Here is a 16792-nt window from a genome sequence, read left to right as displayed (position 1 = left end):
CGATAAGGCCCCTGAAGGGCGTGGTTCCAATCAAGCCGGACTCTGTCCACAGGTTGGCGGTGACTTGCCGTATAGGGTCAAACACCCGTTATCTCGTCCGCGCGTTCTCCAGTCAGTGGTCGCGATTCCCGCCGCCATTAAAGTAATGACATTCACGCCCCAACGGCAAGCAAGGCTGGAAGGCCTTCGCACATTCATGTCAGCCCTTGCAGCTACGCTTCGCGGAATCCAGGGGGAGAGGGCACCATGTTGTTGGTAGACGTGCTGGAGGAGCACCTCGACGAGGCCGAATTCCGATGGCTGCAATGGGAGAGGGCCCTGGACGCAGCGGACTTTTCACTGGTCGAGACTGCGAGGTTGGAGGAACTTCTCCTCGCGCACCTGGACGGGCTGGTGGTTGGCGCATCCACTGCGGCTGAATCCGTGCTGCGCCCCGCCTTCGAATCGGAGGACGCCTTCCGCATTTCCGCGGCGACCTTCTCGCTGCTGTGCCTCGGCGAGGTGGACGAAGTCCTACTGCGACTGCGTGAGGCCGAACCCGGGGCGCGTGCCGCCATTCGACGGGCCATGGAGCTCAACGAGGCCCCTGGGCTGGGCGCACGCCTGCTCGACTTGTTGAAGCTGGAGGACACCGCGCTGCAAGCAGAGGTGCTGGAGGCGCTGGCGTTCCGCCAGGAGGCACCTCCGGAGGTGCTGGCGCACTTCTTCACCCATGGCGAGCAGCGGGCGCGGATTGCGGCCCTGCGTGCCGCCCTGTCCTTGCCGGAAGGCGCAGCGCGAAGGTTGCTTCCCCGTCTGCTGGACTCCCCCCGCCCCGGCATTCGAGCGGCGGCGATGGGCGTAGGGCTGGCTTCCGGTGTGAGGCAAGCCTGGGAGACGTGCCGCATCGCCGTGCGCGTCCGGGGCGCCCACAGCCTTGACGTCATGGTGCTGCTCGCCATGGGCGCCAGCGAGGCGGACATTCCCTTGCTGCTGGCGCTTCTGGACGACGAGGCGCTTCGGCCCCATGCCTTCTGGGCCTTGGGCTTCAGCGGCCGGGTGGCGGCCATGGAGGCGTGCCTCGAGTACCTCGAGGTCCCCGGCGCAGCCCAACTGGCCGGGGAGGCCTTCTCGGCCATGACGGGCCTTCGGCTGGAGGGGCCTTACGCCTTGCCCCCTGGCGAGAGGCCCGAGGGCGCTCCGCCTCCTCCCGAATTCCAAGAGGACTTGGACGCGGACCTGGTGCCCAAGCCCGAGGACGACTTGCCCTGGCCGAACATGGCCACCGTCCGGGGCTGGTGGGACAAGGAGAAGAAGCGCTTCTTGAAGGGCACGCGGTACCTCCTCGGCAGCCCCTTCAGCGGCAGCGTCCTGGTGGAGGCGCTGGAAACCAGCCCCATGCGGCGCCGCCACGTGCTGGCGCGGGAGCTGGCCATGCGAAGCCAGGGCACGTTGACGGTGCGCGCCCGGGCCTTCACGCATGTCCAGCGCGCGGAGCTGGCCAAAGCACGGGCCGCCAGCGCCCGAATCCGCACGCAGTCTTTCGACAGCGGCCTGCGCTGAGGGCGGGCCCCGAGCCGCTCTCCTTCCAAGGGCACACCTCGTCACCAACCATGTGGGCACTTCAGAACAAGACACCGTATGCGGCCGAGCGGACGTGGGTTCGCGACAAGGACGGTCACCACCTCTGGGTCATCGCACTCAAGGCGACCTTCAACGTCGACGACGCGGGCGACCTCCGCCCTGCCGATGAGCAGGAGCCTCCACTGCCCGAGCCCGTCTACTGGGCCGAGCCTGGACACTCCAGCCTGCGCTACGAGGCCGAGCTCGGCGCTCCCAAGCCCCACACCGACGTTCTCCTCAACGCGTGCGCCCATGCGCCCGGTGGACGGCCCGCGCCCAGCGTCGAGGTGGCAGTCCGCATCCACGACGTGGACAAAATGCTCGTGGTGCACGGGGAGCGCTTCTACACGCGCGGCCTGGCGGGCCTGAAGCCCTCGTCCCCTAAGCCCTTCGTCTCCCAGCCCATTCTCTACGAGTGGGCCTGGGGCGGCACCGACACGCGCGACGCGGACGCGCGCAAGCACGTCAGCGACTTACGCAACCCCGTGGGCCGCGGAGTGGCCAGCCGCGAGGCGCACCTGGTGGACCAGCCCGCGCACCGCATCGAATACCTGCGGGGAAACCCAGCGGAATCGGGGCCGGCCGGGTTTGGCCCTATCGCCAGCTACTGGTCGCCCCGCCTTGCGCTGGCAGGCACCTTCGACGCGGCCTGGCGGAAGACGCGACACCCGCTGCTTCCGCAAGACTTCGACGAGCGCTTCGCCCTCTGCGCACCCGCTGACCAGCGGCCCTCACGCCGTCTCGTGGGCGGAGAAAAGGTGGTCCTGGTGCACCTCTCGCCGAAGGGCACGCTCCACTTCCTGCTTCCGCGCCTGCGCTTCGGCTTCGCCACCCACTTCGGAGCCGTCCGGCGCTTCCACGAGGCCACCCTGGGCACCGTCGTCATTGAGCCCGAGGTGAAGAAGGTGCGCCTGGTTTTCCAGACGGGGTTGAGAGTCGGCCCGCGGGACATCGACCGCCTCGACTTCACGGCCATTACCGAGAGGACGGACTGACATGAGTGTCGAGGCGGTACTCGTGGCGTCGGGCGCGCGGGCCCCCGTGGGGACGACGGCGGAGAGCGTCGCGGCGGCGGTGCGCGCGGGCATCAGCCGCGTGCGGCGCGTCCAGGTGCCGGAGCTGGGGCGCCAGGCCGATTCCTTCATCGCCAGGGACGGGCTGCTGGACGCGCAGGAGTGGAGCGGTGCTGCGCGCATGGCCGCACTGGGGGCCGCGGCGTTGGAAGAAGTCCTCTCCAAGCTGGCGCCCGCCCTGCCCCCGGGGAATATCGAGGTACCGGTGCTGGTGGGGCTTCCCGAGGAGCGCCCGGGCTGGAGGGCGACGGAGGCCTCGCGAGTCGTCGCCGCCCTCTCAGCCCTCGGGAGTGAGCGCCTACGTCTGCGGGTGGAGCCCCGGCTGACGGGCCACGCCTCGGCGCTGGAGGGGCTACGAGAGGCCGTGACGCGTGTCAGCCGCGCCCCGCTGGTGATTGTGGGAGGCGTCGACAGCTACCATGACATCCAGACACTGGCCTGGCTGCGCGAGCGGAACCAATGGCTGGAAGAAGGGACGCGCACGGGCTTCGCACCAAGCGAAGGCGCAGCCTTCGTTGCGGTGATGGCCGCGCCCCATGCACGCCGGTGGGGATTGGTGCCCCACGCCATGGTGCGTGCCTCCGCCACGGCCCGCGAGACGAAGCGCATCCACACCGATGACCTCAACCTGGGCGAGGGGCTGACGGCCGCCGTGGGAGAGGCGCTCGCGCCACTGGACGGCACGCGGGAGGTGGTGGCGTCCGTCCACAGCGACCTCAACGGCGAGCGCTACCGCTCCGAGGAGTGGGGCTTCGTCGCCTTGCGCCTTGGGGCTGCGTTCCGCGATGCCTCCGACATTCACACGCCCGTGGGCAGTTGCGGCGAAGTGGGCGCCGCCACGGGGGCGCTGAACCTCGCCCTCTGTGCGCAGGCTTGGCGGCGGCGGTACGCGAGCGGCTCCCGTGCGCTACTCTGGGGCAGTTCGGAAGCTGGGTTGCGCGCCGCCGCACTGCTGGAAGAGCCACTGTCCGGAAGTCGAGTAGGAGCGAATCCATGGCCAAAGTAACAGTCAATTCCCCAAGGACGCCCGTCACCAAGGGTAGCTCGGGCATCGCCTCGGCCACGCTGCCCAACGTCTGCAAGATGCCGGGCCCGCCGGCCCCCTTCGTGCCCACGCCCTTGCCCAACATCGGCAACAGCGGCGACTCCCCCCAGGGGTACTCGAAGACAGTCACCATCAACGGGCACCCCGTCGCCATCGCTGGCGCCAGCTTCGGCAGTACGGGGGACATGGCCAGCAAGGGAACGGGAGGTGGGCTCATCTCCAGCAACACCCACGGTCCGACGAAGTTCATCGGCCCCGGCTCTATGAACGTCAAAATCGAGGGGAGGAATGTGCAGTTGCTGGGCGACCCCATGCTCAACAACTGCGGCCCCTCCGGCAGCCCTGCGAATGCCGCCACCATGACGGGCATCCTCCAGGCCTCAGGCGTGATGACGGTCATCTACGGCGACGACATTCCGTGCCCGCTCTGCGGGAAGACGCACCCGCTGGAGGCGGGAGAAGAAACGCAGACGACGATTTCGAAGCTATTCGCGCGGCTCCAAGAAGCGCTCGACGCCCAGAAGCAGCAGGTCCTCCAGCGCAGCAAACTCGCCAAGGAAAAGAATCAGAAGGAAAAGCTCCTGGCTCAGCTAGAAGAGAAGAACACGGAAGAGAATAGAAGAATGGGGAGAGGGTTAAACTCGAAGCAGCGCGAGGAACTGGTAACGCTACCAATCGAAATCTCGGCCCTCAGAGAGCAGGTCGACGCCCTCGACTCCTTCTTCAAGACGAACGCCGTGCTCAGATTCTGTGGCGAAAGGAAAACCTACACCAAGGGCTACATGATTGGCGCCATGGCCTGTATATGCAGCACCAAGAAAGTCGCGGCCTGCTCAGGCCAAGCCCCTCCGGGTGTGGCTCCCATACTGATCATGCTGCGCGCCGTACCTCGGCCCTCTGCGGCGCAAGCGTGAGGTTCATGGCCGCGTCCCACCGTTCCGAGAGCACCAGGGCGCGCAAGTCCAGGATGTGCTGGCCGGACGCCTCCCTCCAGCGGGCGCCAGGGCGCTTCATGCGCAGGGAGACGAGAGACTTGCAGGTAGCCTCCACGTTGCCGCTGCCAATGGGAAGTCCCCGTGCGCGCGCCTCGGCATAGTGCATTCGCTCGCCGTGGTTCTCCAGGTAGGTGAGGGCCTCGTGCACCGGTTTGCCGTCACCGAGGACGACATGCCGCTTGCCGCTGGCGTGCAACGCCATGGCAATGGCCCACGCCGCCCCGGGCGTGTTGAGCAGGGACAGCTTCCATTTCTCACGCAGCGCGGAGGCCGTCTCTTCTCCAGCCACCACGCGAGCCGCAGCCCCGAGCTTCTCCATCAGGTGCCAGAAGTCCACCAGACGCACCGGCTTCTTGGCCGCCGGGGCATGGGTGGCCAGCGCCTCGTCCAGCAAGGCGTGCAACTCAGGGGCACCGTCGGTGAGGACGGCGACGTACAGGCCGCGCCGCCTGGAAACCAGGGCCTGGACGTCGCGGGCCAGGCGTTCTGCCACCTCTCGGGCCTCGCCCCGTGGCATCCGTCCGTAGCGGATGGTGCCCAGGGCTTCGCCGTGGGCATCATGGAAGGTGAGGCAGGCGGCGTAGGCCATGCGCCAGACGACGTCCACCGGGCGCGTGGGGGCGCCCTTGCGAGGGCGGCCCACCGGCCGCTTCTTCGGCTCCTCCATCGGCACGGCCACCCTGTCCATGCTGACGCTCACGCCGCGGGTGCCTCGGGGCACTCGCATCTCCTGGGCCAGCACCACCTCCACCCGAGACCGCTGGCCGCCGTACAGCGCTCCCACCTCATGCCCCACCCGCTCGAACGAGGCTCGGCAGTAGGGCAGCACGCCCATCTGGCGCGCCGTCGCTTCCGCCTCTCTCGAGGTCCCCCGGGCCAGCAGGTACGCCATGGGCACTGCCGCCTCGGGCATCCACCCATCGGCCACGCACCCAGCGCGCAGGCTGACGGTGTCCACCGTGGGCCCGTTTCTCACCCCTACCTGTCGATAGAGGCTTCGCTCTACTTCGACAGGCCCTTGCCGCGTCTTGTACGTCGCCGTGTACCGGCCGACCCGGGAGTGGAGCTGGCCTGCGAGTTGGAGACGGGGGGCGTCGACGTCGTAGCCTTGAAGCAACCTCCGCTTCGCATCGCACTGCAACGCCGCGGCCGCCTCATCAATGGCCTTCAACGCGCCTTCCGGGTCCACTTCCCCGAAGCTTTTCCCCGCCGCGCCCTCCTGCCGCAGCTTCGCCTCCATGACTTTGAGCAACTTCGCGACTTCCTCGGGTACCTCAAGCATCACCTTCGACACGCGCACACCTCCGTCGAGATAACCCACCCGAAGGCTCGCACCTTGCCGATGAACAGGCTCGCGACCGCTCGATGGCTTGTTAGCTCACCCAGCGCTCAGGATCGGATCCAGACCCGCCCCTCCGGGCTTCGAAAAAGCTGTGCGGTCCGTGGGGTTTGAGTGTGCAAGTCCACCAGTCGGCCCCGAAAGCGAGCAGAAGATTTGGGACTGCGCCGCCAAGCAAATCATGGAAAACCATGAGGGCCACAAACCCAAGCAACTCATCGAGCGACTGTTCTACCCAGCACTCGAGGGTCTCAAGCCTGACCGCGGCCCCAGAGTCAAGTTCAAGGTTCGTCTAGAGGACCTGGACACCAAGACGCTCTCCGAGCCAGAGGAGCGCGAACAAGTCTTCAGCAATGGCGACAACGTGCCCTCGTGCATGGAGTGTCAAAACAAACTCCCTGCCCTCTACTGCCAAACAAAGTGCCCTTGATAGAGCCCCCAATGAAAAGCTTCGTCGACTTCGTAGAAGAATATCGCCCTGGCTTTTCCCAGGAGATTGTCCCAGCAGATAGATTTGACATCGCCGTCCTAGAGAAGCACGCGGGCCCACTCCCAGGTATCTACCGTCAGTTCCTTGAAACGATGGGCGCAAGCATCGGCGACCTTGAACTCGCCGAAGCCTCCCTGTCCATAGACGGAGCACTCGGCGCATACAGCCTCTCTTGGTTGAGCAACAGTCGATACATCTACTTCGCTGGAGACCACGGACTCTTCAGTCGACATTGGTTCCTCGATCGCATGAGTCCGCATGGAGCCGACGATTGCATGGTCGTCCGCAGGGTGCTGGCAGAAAACAATCCTCCAGAGGCAAGCACTCCCCAGTACGTGGGGTTGGAGGAATTCCTCTACTACGAAGCCTTCAAGGAGCTTCGCCTGCCACAACTATCCTTCAGGAGGAAGTTCTCGACACCGGATGACGCCGCTGCCGCAGCTCGCTACCGGGCCGACGTGGTGACTGCACTGGCCGAGGAGAAGGGCTTCAAGCGGCTCCCCCCTGTCGAGCACTGCGCGCTGTACGAGCGGGGTGACGCAGCGCTGCTGCTCTACCGACATCCGACGCAGCCCACCTTCTCATTCATCCTGGGCTGCGAGGACTCGGCAGAGATGGAGCGACTGGCCCAGGATTTCGAGACACGAACGGGGCTGAAGAGCGTCATCACGCGGTAGGCAAAGCCTGGATGTCTTTATCAAGTCCTGGATTGTGTGTAGAAGGGAGCGCCGACAAGCGGCTCCAGCAGCGCCTTCGGCCACGCTTGCCGTCGCGTGTGGGCCGCGCACAACTCCGCGAGCGTGTCGGCGTCGAGCATCGCCTGGCACATCTCCCCCAATCGCCAGGGCCCGAAGGCGCATTACCGAGGCACGCGCCGCAACCTCCTTGACCTCAGGCGACTCGCAGGCGGCTAAAATCTGGAGGCCGCCGCGCCTTGCCAACGCGCGGCGTGACCCAACCTGTTCGGCAGCGCCAGGCCGCGCGGCTCAAGCGGCCGGCGGAGGCGTGGCCGGCCGCTCCACGCGCGTCAGCAGCCCGGTGATGCCTTCAAAGGTGGCGTTGCCCACCTGGTGCAGGCCGAAGCCCCAGAGGAAGGCCGTCATGCCCGCGCCGAAGCCGCCCCACGTGGGCGAGAAGACGTTGAGGAGCTGAAGCCCCAGCGCCACCGCCACCGTGGTGAGCAGCGCCAGCACGCCCAGCTCCACCAGCCACATGTGACGAGGCGACGGCAGCGGCATGCCCTCGAAGTCCCCCAGCGCGGCCAGCGCGTCGGAGGGCGCGTCCGGCAAGGAGGGGATGCGGCCGCCGCCGGGCGCGGTGGGCGGAGGCGTGGCGGGCAGGGCCGCGCCCTCGCCCCCGGGCCCGAGCGACTCCAGGAGGATGCTCCGCGCGGACCGCTGGGACTGGCTGGCGGCGACGAAGCGGTCCCTCGCCTCGCCGTACTTGCTCGCGGCCAGGTGTGACGACTCCGCCACCAACAGCCCCATCGCCTCGCGCAGCCGCTCCTCCACCTCGTCGAGCGCCTGCGTCTGGGCCTCGGACTCACTCACCTGCCGCGCATCGTCGACCGCGCCGCGCAGCTCCACGATGAGCTGGCGCACGTAGGCGGCGTGCGCGCCCTGGTACATGCGGACGGCGTCATCCACGCTGGTGCTCGCGCGCTCCCGGGCCCGCTCCAGCAGCGTCTTCACCTGCCGGGAGAGGGCCTCCCACTCCTCCTCGGTGAAGCCGCGCGGCAGGTTGCGCGAGGCCACCGCGGCGGCGAGCTCCTCGCACAGGATGTCGAAGTACGAGCGGCGGGCGAACTCGAGCTGGTGACGGCCCGCCTCCAGCGCCCCCCGCGCCAGCTCGTGGCGCACGCTCGTCAGCAGGGGCACCAGCTCGTACTTGAGCCGGAAGCTCAGGGAGTCGTCCCCGTGCTGCTCCATCAGCGTGTGCGCCTGCCGGTCGATGTCCTGGAGCCGCGCCTCCAGCCCCGCGCGCGCCAGGCCGTCCACGTCCAGCTCCCGCACCCTGGCGAGCGAGCCATCCATCTGCTCCGTCGCCGTGTCCTCGGCGCGCAGCGCGCCCTCCACCTCGGCCAGGAGCGCGCTCGCCTGCTGCGGACGCAGCTCCTGCGGGAGCGCCTCCAGCTTGCGGGAGGCGTCACACCACGCGCCGTACAGGCGCATGCGCGGCTCCATCGCGGCCAGCGCGTCGTCGCCCACGCGGATGCCGCGCACCGGCCGGCGAATCTCCGACGCGAGCCCCGCCACCTGCCCCAGCAGCGCCTGCCCCACCTCGCGCGCCCGCGCGGCCTGGCCGCTCACCAGGGCCTGAATCCGGCGGTGCAGCTCCATGGCCCGCTGCAAGCGCAGCGTGCGCGGCCGGATGCGCTGCGAGTACAGGCGCACGCCGAACGACGACACGGCCCCCGCCGCGATGAGCAACGCGCCCCACAGCCAGGGCGAGCCCACCCACAAGGTGAAGGGCTGCTCCACCGGCAGGCCCGAGCGCACCGCCAGGCGCACGCTGCCGGTGTACTCGCCCGGCCCTTCCAGGCCCTGCAGGTGCACCAGCAACGCGCCGCTGCCGTGCGCGCTCACGGGGATGCCGCCGTCCGTCGCCGTGACGTCCAGGTCGCCACCATCCGGCTTGCCGCCCTCCAGGGAGAAGCGCACGCGCTGGAAGCGCGGCTGGATGAGCGCCGAGTCCATGTCCGGCGCCTTGCGCTGGAGCTGCAGCAACTGGGGCACCGACACGTACCCGCCCACGCCCGCCGTCTCCTTGAACGGCAGCCGCACGGTGGCGTCGATGGAGCTCCAGCCCCAACCCGCCGACGTCACCGCGGGCGAGGTGGCGACGAACTGCACCGTGGGCACCGCCTGGAGGCGCGTGACGATGAGCGCGGTGGTCTCCCGCCCTCCCGCGTGCACCAGCACCACCTGGCCCGTGTAGTCTCCCGTGACGGGCAGCCGTCCGGTCAGCTCGACGTGGATGGGCCGCCGCGTGGAGATGGGCGCCGTGGCGCTCCCCGCCTCCGCGTCCTGCACCACCGCTCGCAGCGCCACCTGCGCGCCGTCCTGGGACTGGAGCGGGTCCACCAGCACCGTCACGCCCCCGGGCAGCTCGCCGTCCGCCGCGCCGCCGGCCGCCACGCCGCCAGCCACGGCCACGTCGCTGGCCGCCTGCGGTGCGCTCAGCAGGTCCACGCGCAGCACGTGCCGGAAGTCCTCGGACGCCGTCCGCAGCTTCACCTCGTTGCTGGCGGAGGCGCCCGCCACGCGCAGCGCGGGTTCAGCCCCCGCCCTCCAGGGGAGGACGAGCAGCAGGAGCAGGGCCGGAAGACGCACGAGCCCCCACGCGGCGTGGATGACGGCGGGACGGGCGCAAGTCAGATGCATTCACTGACTGTATCAGGCGCCCCCCCTGCCTCCACTTCGCGCCCGTCAGCCCCAGCCGAGCTGCCCCAGCATGCTCCGGGACAGGCTGCCGCGGATGGTGTCGATGGGGATGCCCTCGTTGTGCCCCACCGACACGGAGGGGATGCGCGGCCCACCGCTGTGGTGCAGCGCGGCCAGCCGCAGGTCCTGGGTGAAGCAGGGCGCGCCCGACGAGCCCGGCCCCGTGCACGCGCGGTACGCCACGCGCGTGCGGCCCGGGTTGACGCCGAGGAACTCGTCGAGCGCCACGCTCATCGGCTGGCCCGCCGGGTGTTGGACGATGAGCACCAGGCTGCCCGGGGTGAAGGGCTCCCGCGAGTCCGGCAGCTCCAGCCAGCCCCGGGGCTCGACTTCCACCCGGTCATCGCCCGGGGCCCCCGCCACTTCCAGGAAGGCGTAGTCCAGCTCGCCCGGCGTGGCGTCCCGGGGGCGGGGGTGCATCAGGTCCGCGGGGCTGTAGGGGCTGCGCGCCAGGCAGCGCGTCACGCGGTACACCGTGCCGGGGTGCAGCAGCGTCCCGTCATGGAGCACCTTGCGGCCGAAGCGCACGCGCAGCGACTCCAGCAGCCGGTTCTCGATGACGTGGTAGTTGGTGAGCACCACGTTGGGGGACACCAGGAAGCCGGTGCCCAGGGCCGCGCCCACCTCCGGCTCCACCCGGCACACCTGTCGCTCGATGGAGGTCAGGCGCTTGCGCCAGCGCTCGCGCTCCGCGCTCTCCCGGCTGGTGCCGAAGATGCGCTCCAGCCCGACACGGGGAATGCTGCGCTGGACGGAGGCGAGGTACCCCTGCACGAAGCGGTGGAGGCGTGGGTGGCGGGGCAGGGCCAGGTACGCGCCGCGGATCAACTCACGCAGCCAGCCCTCCGCTTCCGCCAGGTGGACGAGCGTGAAGACGCGCTCACGCAGCCCGCCGGAGATGCCCAGCGCCTCCATGTCCCTGCGGCAGGTGGCGGCCACGACCCGGCGAAGGTGCTCCACCGAGGCAAACGCGCTGGTCAGCGCCCGCTGTAGCTCGTCCCTCTCCGCGCCGTCGAGTTCCATGCTTGCCACCCACGACGAAACAACCCTGGGAGCGGTTGTGACTGCGTGATGCCGGGGAGAAACCTGTGCATCCCCCGCGTCGATGCCCAGCGGGGAGCGCGGACTACATTTCCTGGAGGCCCGTGAAGTCACCACGAGTCGACACATAACGCGCCCCCGGAAACCCAGGCAGTGGCCCCGGGGGCAGGACGCGGCGGCGACTTCCGCTCAGCGCACCGCCCACGTAGCGGGAGGTACGTAGGACACGAGGTCAGGGCGCGACGGGGACGTCAGCGACGACGCCCCGCCCTGGAGTGTGCCCGCCAGCGTCGGGATGACGCGGAAGCGCACCTGGAAGGGCTCGCCCGGCCCTCGGGGCGGAAGACTCAGCGTCAGCGCGCCATCCTCCGCGCTCCAGGCGGACACCTTCCCTTCGCGCAGGAGCGCCTCCAGGCTGCCGGCGTCCACCTGCACCCCGGCGGGCAGCCCGTGGCGCAGCACCAGGGGCATGCCCGACGGCGTGGACGCCTGGAACGCCACCTCCGACGGCTGCCCCACCTTGGCGTCCGAGGGCACCTGCACCGCCAGCTCCAGCCCGGCCTGTGACGCCTGCTTCCACGGCACCGCGGCGCTCAGCGCCAGGGCGAAGCCCAGCCCCGGCACCGCGGGCTCCGCGCGCACCGTCCAGGCGTGCGTGCCACCCGAGCCCGGCGCCGCCGCCTCCAGGGACAGCACCTCCCGCAGGGCCTTGGCGTCGAAGGTGCCCTCGGTGAGGACCTGGCCGTCCCGCTCCAGCACCACCCGCACCTGGGCGGGCAGCGGCTCGCGGAAGAGGGCCACCACCGCCTGCAACGCCAGCCGGTTGGCGCGCCCGCTGCCCCAGCCGGACGCCGGCTCATAGCTGGCGAGCAACGCGGCGCCCAGGTCCGCCACGGGCGCCTTCGCGTCGCCTTCCAGGGCCAGCACCGCCAGCGCGGTGGCCTCGGCCTCCGTCGGCGTGTTGCCCGCGGCGTCCACCACGCCCTCCTCCACGGGCAGGTACGCGGCGCCCTCGTCGCGCCGCTTCACCGCCTCGCGCACCTGCTCGCGCAGCGAATCCCGCGGCGAGCCCGTCACCGCGCCGCTCGCCAGCAGCGCCGCCGCGGTGTAGCCGTCCTTGACGTGCGCCCGGTTGCGCTCCAGCGCGCCCGAGGCCCGCGCGGTGAAGAAGGCCGCGCGGCGCTTGCCCTCCGGCGTCCCCGCCGCCGCGTTCACCGCGCGCGTGCAGTCCGCGGTGGCCACCAGCAGCCGCTGGAGCGTCCACCCCTCGCCGCCCTGGCAGGTGCCGTCCGGGAGCTGCGCCGCCGCCACCTGCGCGGCCAGCCGCTCGCCCAGGCGGGCCAGCACGGGGTTGTCCGGGTGCGCCAGCGCGCCCTCCGCCAGCAGCGCCGCCGTGGCCACGTCCGGCGCCCGGCTCCACCGCAGCGCGCGCTGGGTGGACCGCAGCAGCCCGGTCCGCACCGCCTCCACGTCCACCTCGCCAGGCTCAGGAGGCGTGGGCGCCGTCAGCTTCCGCCCCGGCGTGCTCAGCGACTTCAGCGCTTCAGCGGAGCGCGTCTCACCCAGCGCGGCCAGCAGCTCCGACGCGCGGCCGGCCAGCAGCAGTGAATACGCCACGCCCGCGGCGTCCTCGCGTCCGCCCGCGTTCAGCAGCTCCGAGCGCAGCACGCCCAGGCCGCCGGGGTACACCCGCAGCCGGACCCGCTCGCTGCCCGGCTGCGCGTCCTGCTCGCCGGTGAGGGACAGCGTGCGCGGCGCGGCCAGCGTGCCGCCGCGCGTCTGGAGCACGGGCCGCCCGGTGGCCCACACGGGGAAGTCCCGCACCACCGCGTCGGTGGCGCCCAGCGCCGCGCGCACCGCCACCTGCCCCGGCGTGGCCACCCGCACCGTCACGTACTCCACCACGCTGCCGCGCGCGGGCACCCGCACGGTGCGGCTGCCGCCCTCCACCACGGCGCCCGGCACCTCCACCTTCAAGGGCGCCTCCACCGCCGCGTCCGTGGTGTTCATCACCTGCACCGGCATCCGCACCGCGTCACCCGCGCGGAGGAAGGCCGGGAGCACCGGGTCCACGTACGTGGGCAGCGTGCCCGTGAAGGTCGTCACCGCGCCGGACTGCGCGCCCGAGCGCGAGTGCGCCAGCGCCAGCACCCGCCACCGGGTGAGGCGGTCCGGTACGCGCACCGGCACCGTCGCCGCGCCGGCCGCGTCCGTCACCACCAGGGGCTCGAAGAGGAAGGTCTCCGGGAACCAGGCGCGGCCAGGCGCGGCGTCCGTCTCCGCGGCGCCCGCACGCTTCTTGCTCCTCTCCGCCTTCAGCACCTGGGCGCGTTCGCCGAGGACCTCGCGCGCGGACGCGTCCAGCTCCATCTCCATCTCGGGCGCTGGCGCCTCCGCCACGCCTTGCACATCGCCGCCGAAGGCCGAGTCCTGGGACGGGGGCATGAGGCGGGCCACCTGACGCGCGGGCTCACCGGCCAGCGCCTCCGCGGATGCGCCGAACAGGCGCCGGATGTTGTCGCCGAAGAGCGTCACGACCAACAGCAAGCCCACCAGGCCCGCCAGGGAGCACCCCACCCCGGCGAAGAACGAGCGATTCATGGCGCCTCCCGGGCAACCCATGCGTTCCAGTTCTCCACGTCCTCCGGCAGCCGCGTGCCGCTGGACACCACCGCCCGAGGGTCGGTGAGGGCCAGCAGGTCCACGGGCAGCCGGGACAGCTTCAGCCGGCGGCCAAAGGCATCCGTCACCTTCTCGCCGCGCTTCTCACACGCCGCCAGCGCGCCCTCCCACAGCCGGGCCATGCCCGCCGGGTCCAGCGTCTGGCCCTGAGGCGCCTGCTCCTCCCACGCGCGCACCTGCGCGTGCAGCTCCGACAGCACGGCGTAGAAGGGCTCGGTCAGCTCCGACTCCGGCTCGAAGGAGGTCGCCGCGCTCACCGTCAGCCGGGGCTCCGCGTGCTCACGCCGGGGCACGTCGCTCACCCGCAGCACCGCCGCCGAGGCCGCGTTCGCGCCCCGGATGCGGCCCATGGCCAGCGCCTGTCCGTCCAGGACGCCGAAGGCGGGCGAGGACACGCTGGGCACGGGCCGCAGCGTCCCCAGCGCATCCGCCCCGGGCAGCGGCGCGAGCTGCGCCAGCGTCTCATCCACACCGAAGAGGCCCACCGCCGCCGGACCGTCCTGGCCATCCACGCGCGTGTGCACCTGGAGCCGGGCCAGCTCGCCGGGCGCGTAGCGCTGCTTGTCCGGCGTCACCTCCACGGAGAGCTGCGCGCGCGGCGCCACGTACACGCGGCCTTGCGCGCCCTCCCAGTACGTCATCGCCCAGCCCTCGAAGTCCTCGGGCAGCTTGAAGCGGACCGAGCGCGTCGCCTGGTCCACCTTCCCTTCCAGCCGCGCGTCGCCCGCCTGGAGCACCAGGCGCTCGGGCAGCGCGCCGGAGTACTGGGGCCCGCGCAACAGCTCGATGCGGACCTCGTCGCCGCCGCGCGCCAGCACGGGCGTGGCACGCAGGCGCGTGGGAGGCACCTCCGCGGGACGCTGCACCAGCTTCGTCTCGCCCACGGCTTCGCCGCCCAGCGTGGCGCTCACCCTCAGCTCGTAGCCCAGGAAGGTGGTGGCCTGCGGCACGACCCGCTCCCCCGTCTGTCCCGCCGGCCGCGCGGTGAGGCGCGCCACGCCCAGTGCGCCCTGAGGCCGCTCGGCGTCGGGCAGCCGGACGCGCGCGAAGCGCTCCTGGATGCAGGGCATCACCGACGCGGCCAGCGAAACGGGCTGCCTCGGCGAGGACACCCACGTCAGCGACTCCAGGCCCCGCTTCCCCAGCCGCCAGCTCACCGCCGCGGGCAGGGGCGTCTCCACGCTCAGCGCCCGAGGCAGGCACACGCGCGCGTCACGGGCCGCGTCGCCCAGCGCGCTCACCAGCGACTCTGGCCGGCCGAAGGCCGACTCCACCTCCACCTCCAGCTCCGGGAGCCCCGGGTCCGCCAGGCTCAGGCCCACCTGGAGGACGCGCTCGCGCCCGGCGGGCAGCGTGCGCGAGCGCAGCGCCGTGGCCACACAGGCGGACAGCGGCTGCGCGTCGGAGGCCACGTCCAGCACCGCGCCCGAAGCGCTCACGCGCAGGCCAAGCTCCACGTCGAGCTCCACCTGGTCCCGCGTCACGAAGCGCGCGCAGGGCTCGACCGCGGGCAGCAGCTTCTCCAGCGCGAGCAGGTCCTCCAGCGAGGCCTCCGTGCCCGGCGCCAGCAGGTCGCGCGCCTGGTTCAGCCGCACGGTGGGCTCGAGCGGCGGAGGCCGCACGGGCATGGGCGGCACCACGACGTTGACGGGGGGCCCCGGGTCGAGCTGGAAGACGGCCACGCCGTCCTCGTCCGCCACCGCGCGCACGCCTTCGTCCCGCGGGTCCCAGGCGCGCTTCACCGTCAGCTCCGCGCCCGGCAGCACCTGCCCCGCGGCCGTCGTCGCGCGCAGGTAGACGCGGTTGTTGAAGCCCGGCGCCAGCCCGCCCTCCAGCTCCGTCACCGCCGACACGCTGAGCGCGTCCTCCGACAGCAGCAGCGACACGCCGCCCTCGACGCGGTCCCCCGCCGCGTCCCGCGCCACCACGCGCGCCACCAGCCGGGCCTGGCCGCGCAGGTCCATGGGCACGCGCGGCAACACCAGCCGGAAGCGGCCCGCCGCGTCGGTGCGCGCGCGCTCGGGCAGCCCCCCGTGGAACCACTCCGTCGGCGCGGGCCAGTCGCCGTCCAGGTCCCACGTCAGCGCCACCTCCACGTCGGCCACCGGCGCGCCGGACGCGTACGTCACCTGCCCGTCCACCACCGGCACCTCGTCCGCGCGCCAGAAGGGGCGGGCGCTGCTGGCCTCCACGCGGAAGCGCGGCAGGGTGAAGGGCTTCACCTCGAAGGTGGCCGCCCCCCGCGCCCCACCGCTCACCCAGCTCACCGTCCACGTGCCTCGCGGCGCGCCCCGGTCCAGCGGGAAGCGCCCGGGCACCACGCCCCAGGGCCCGGCGGGCGCGCGCTCCTCCAGCACCACCTCGCCGGAGGGGTCCGTCACCCGCCACGTCCCGGGCCGCCCGTCCAGCGGCGCCAGGTCCTTGGCCCGCAGCGCCACCGCGCGGAAGAGGACCTCGTGGCCCGGCTCGTACAGGGGACGGTCCGTGAGCACGTGCGCCAGGGCGGTGGCGTACAGCGGCAGCGCCGCGTCCACGGAGTCCGTGCCCAGCGGCGACGTCACCTTCGCCCGGAGCTGGTAGTCCCCGTCCGGCACCTCGGGCAGCACCACCTCGGCCGCCAGCCTCCGGTCCTCGTCGATGCGCTCCCAGTCCGTGTCCTTCGCCAGCGGGAGCGGCGTCTCCTTCCCCTCCGCGTCCACCAGGAACACAGCGGCCGAGCCCTGCGTCACCGGCGCCCGCATCATCCGCCCCGTCTCCGGGTGCGGCGCGAGCGCCTGCGCCAGGACCACCACCCGCCCCGTGCTGCCGCGCGCCAGGGCGGAGCCGTGGACCTCCACCACCTGGCGGAACTGTCCGTCCGGACAGCTCGGCACCTTCACGCCTTGCAGGACCCAGGCGGAGACGCAGACGTCCCAGGTGGCGTAGGCCACCGCGCCTCCCACGAGCAACGCGGCCAGCCCTCCCCCCAGCAGCCGGCGTCGCCGGAAGCGGATTGTCATCATTCCTCCCCTTCTCTCCACTCTATGCCGGGAAGGCGGGGCCCTGACGAGCCCCCCTCCGTCGCATGACTGATGGCGGTGCG

Annotated in this window: 10 protein-coding genes and 1 pseudogene; 6 read left to right on the top strand and 5 right to left on the bottom strand. The window is 71.4% G+C overall.

Features of this window, described 5'->3' with window-relative positions; translation table 11 throughout:
- Positions 1-246: 246 nt before the first annotated feature.
- From MYMAC_RS04195 to MYMAC_RS04180, 4 genes are read left to right on the top strand one after another with little or no spacing between them, the layout of a single operon-like run.
- Complete coding sequence (locus tag MYMAC_RS04195; RefSeq protein WP_095957126.1) at positions 247-1542, top strand: TIGR02270 family protein; 1296 nt, start codon at positions 247-249, stop codon at positions 1540-1542.
- Between the two features lie 50 nt (positions 1543-1592).
- Complete coding sequence (locus MYMAC_RS04190; RefSeq protein WP_095957125.1) at positions 1593-2597, top strand: DUF2169 family type VI secretion system accessory protein; 1005 nt, start codon at positions 1593-1595, stop codon at positions 2595-2597.
- A 1-nt stretch (position 2598) separates the two neighbouring features.
- On the top strand, positions 2599-3681 hold the full coding sequence (locus MYMAC_RS04185; protein WP_095957124.1) for a hypothetical protein: 1083 nt from the start codon (positions 2599-2601) through the stop codon (positions 3679-3681).
- Positions 3669-4634: a PAAR-like domain-containing protein gene (locus MYMAC_RS04180; RefSeq protein WP_095957123.1), complete on the top strand. Its 966-nt coding sequence runs from the start codon at positions 3669-3671 to the stop codon at positions 4632-4634. The genes MYMAC_RS04185 and MYMAC_RS04180 overlap by 13 nt, the downstream gene beginning before the upstream one ends.
- Here the strand turns inward: MYMAC_RS04180 and MYMAC_RS04175 are convergent.
- Positions 4591-6009: an ISKra4-like element ISMfu2 family transposase gene (locus MYMAC_RS04175; RefSeq protein WP_095957122.1), complete on the bottom strand. Its 1419-nt coding sequence runs from the start codon at positions 6007-6009 to the stop codon at positions 4591-4593. The genes MYMAC_RS04180 and MYMAC_RS04175 overlap by 44 nt on opposite strands.
- A gap of 486 nt (positions 6010-6495) precedes the next feature.
- Here MYMAC_RS04175 and MYMAC_RS37585 point away from each other — a divergent pair, with 486 nt between their 5' ends.
- A complete protein-coding gene (locus tag MYMAC_RS37585) occupies positions 6496-7221 on the top strand; it encodes a hypothetical protein (protein WP_239989341.1) in 726 nt (241 codons plus the stop codon).
- A gap of 53 nt (positions 7222-7274) precedes the next feature.
- Positions 7275-7446: pseudogene (locus MYMAC_RS37580) on the top strand (IS1182-like element ISStau7 family transposase); the annotation flags it as partial.
- A gap of 84 nt (positions 7447-7530) precedes the next feature.
- Here the strand turns inward: MYMAC_RS37580 and MYMAC_RS04165 are convergent.
- The 4 genes from MYMAC_RS04165 to MYMAC_RS04150 form a co-directional block, all read right to left on the bottom strand.
- Positions 7531-9927: a hypothetical protein gene (locus MYMAC_RS04165; RefSeq protein WP_095957120.1), complete on the bottom strand. Its 2397-nt coding sequence runs from the start codon at positions 9925-9927 to the stop codon at positions 7531-7533.
- Positions 9928-9972: 45 nt separating this feature from the next.
- Positions 9973-11010 carry a trypsin-like peptidase domain-containing protein gene (locus tag MYMAC_RS04160; RefSeq protein WP_095957119.1) on the bottom strand — a complete coding sequence of 346 codons (1038 nt, stop codon included), beginning with the start codon at positions 11008-11010 and terminating at the stop codon, positions 9973-9975.
- Positions 11011-11217: 207 nt separating this feature from the next.
- Complete coding sequence (locus tag MYMAC_RS04155; protein WP_239989340.1) at positions 11218-13629, bottom strand: alpha-2-macroglobulin family protein; 2412 nt, start codon at positions 13627-13629, stop codon at positions 11218-11220.
- A complete protein-coding gene (locus tag MYMAC_RS04150) occupies positions 13626-16709 on the bottom strand; it encodes an MG2 domain-containing protein (protein WP_204817727.1) in 3084 nt (1027 codons plus the stop codon). Before MYMAC_RS04150 ends, MYMAC_RS04155 begins: the two co-directional genes overlap by 4 nt.
- Positions 16710-16792 lie beyond the last annotated feature (83 nt).

The sequence above is a fragment of the Corallococcus macrosporus DSM 14697 genome (genome assembly GCF_002305895.1).
Lineage (GTDB): Bacteria > Myxococcota > Myxococcia > Myxococcales > Myxococcaceae > Myxococcus > Myxococcus macrosporus.
The sequence above is the reverse complement of the archived record's forward strand: the minus strand, read 5'-3'. Positions and strand labels throughout refer to the sequence as shown.

Coding starts and splice junctions, on each gene's coding strand:
- MYMAC_RS04195 (WP_095957126.1), top strand. CDS start 247: ATGTTGTTGGTAGACGTGCTGGAGGAGCACCTCGACGAGGCCGAATTC.
- MYMAC_RS04190 (WP_095957125.1), top strand. CDS start 1,593: ATGTGGGCACTTCAGAACAAGACACCGTATGCGGCCGAGCGGACGTGG.
- MYMAC_RS04185 (WP_095957124.1), top strand. CDS start 2,599: ATGAGTGTCGAGGCGGTACTCGTGGCGTCGGGCGCGCGGGCCCCCGTG.
- MYMAC_RS04180 (WP_095957123.1), top strand. CDS start 3,669: ATGGCCAAAGTAACAGTCAATTCCCCAAGGACGCCCGTCACCAAGGGT.
- MYMAC_RS37585 (WP_239989341.1), top strand. CDS start 6,496: ATGAAAAGCTTCGTCGACTTCGTAGAAGAATATCGCCCTGGCTTTTCC.
- MYMAC_RS04165 (WP_095957120.1), bottom strand. CDS start 9,927: ATGCATCTGACTTGCGCCCGTCCCGCCGTCATCCACGCCGCGTGGGGG.
- MYMAC_RS04160 (WP_095957119.1), bottom strand. CDS start 11,010: ATGGAACTCGACGGCGCGGAGAGGGACGAGCTACAGCGGGCGCTGACC.
- MYMAC_RS04155 (WP_239989340.1), bottom strand. CDS start 13,629: ATGAATCGCTCGTTCTTCGCCGGGGTGGGGTGCTCCCTGGCGGGCCTG.
- MYMAC_RS04150 (WP_204817727.1), bottom strand. CDS start 16,709: ATGACAATCCGCTTCCGGCGACGCCGGCTGCTGGGGGGAGGGCTGGCC.